Here is a 972-nt window from a genome sequence, read left to right on the forward strand (position 1 = left end):
AGGTAACCATCTGGGCAGATACCGGTTTTCAAGGTATAGATAAACAGCATCCTAATACACAAATCCCAAAAAAAGGAACTCGAAAAAGACCTTTATCGCCTGAACAAAAACAAGAAAATAAAATAATCTCGGGCATCCGTATTACAGTTGAACACGCCATCGCGGGTATCAAGCGCCTCGGTTGCATGACCCAAATTTTACGGAATCGTAGACCCTTTATTGATGATACCTTCTTACTCCTTAGCGCAGGTCTTTGGAATTTCCATCTCAGAACAGCGTAAAATTTACTTCAATCACCGAAACACCCTTATTTGTAGTAGCTCAGACTTGATCTGACAGTTACCGGTTATTTATACAGTATCTGTCAGGCTAAATTTGATTTAAATCTTTTTCTCTCCAAATTTGTTTTCCATCGTGTAAAGTTGCTATGGGTGTTCGACCGCAACACATTTTTCCTTGATGAGTACGCTGGTTATTGTATTCCTCTAACCATTTATCTAAATCAGTTTGTAATTCCTCTAAATTACCGTAGATTTTCTTACGAAAAACTACCTGGTAGAACTCTTGTAATACGGTTTTATGAAAACGTTCACAAATTCCATTAGTTTGAGGCGAGCGTGCCTTAGTTTTTGTGTGATCAATATCGTTGATAGCCAGATAAAGTTGATAATCGTGATGCTCAACTTTACCACAATATTCACTACCTCTGTCCGTCAGTATACGTAATATCGGTAATCCATGTTGGGCATAAAAAGGCAGAACCTTGTCATTTAATAAATCCGCAGCAGTTATCGAACTTTTCGTTGTGTAAAGTTTACAATGAACGACTTTGCAGTAAGTATCAATATAAGTTTGTTGGTAGATACGACCAACACCTTTTAAATGACCAACATAAAAAGTGTCCTGCGACCCCAGGTAACCCGGATGTGCTGTTTCAATCTCACCACTGGCTTCATCATCCTGTGCTTTCTT

The 972-nt window shown here is 38.5% G+C and carries 2 protein-coding genes; one reads left to right on the plus strand and one right to left on the minus strand.

Annotation, left to right across the window (positions count from 1 at the left end):
- Positions 1 to 281: transposase family protein (locus tag CBG25_RS20275; RefSeq protein ID WP_290603775.1), on the plus strand; the 281-nt coding region annotated here is incomplete at its 5' end.
- An 88-nt stretch (positions 282 to 369) separates the two neighbouring features.
- Here the strand turns inward: CBG25_RS20275 and CBG25_RS20280 are convergent.
- The coding region (locus CBG25_RS20280; protein ID WP_290603686.1) for an integrase core domain-containing protein at positions 370 to 972 on the minus strand (603 nt) is incomplete at its 5' end.

It is taken from the genome of Arsenophonus sp. ENCA (genome assembly GCF_002287155.1).
GTDB classification, from domain to species: Bacteria; Pseudomonadota; Gammaproteobacteria; order Enterobacterales; family Enterobacteriaceae; genus Arsenophonus; species Arsenophonus nilaparvatae.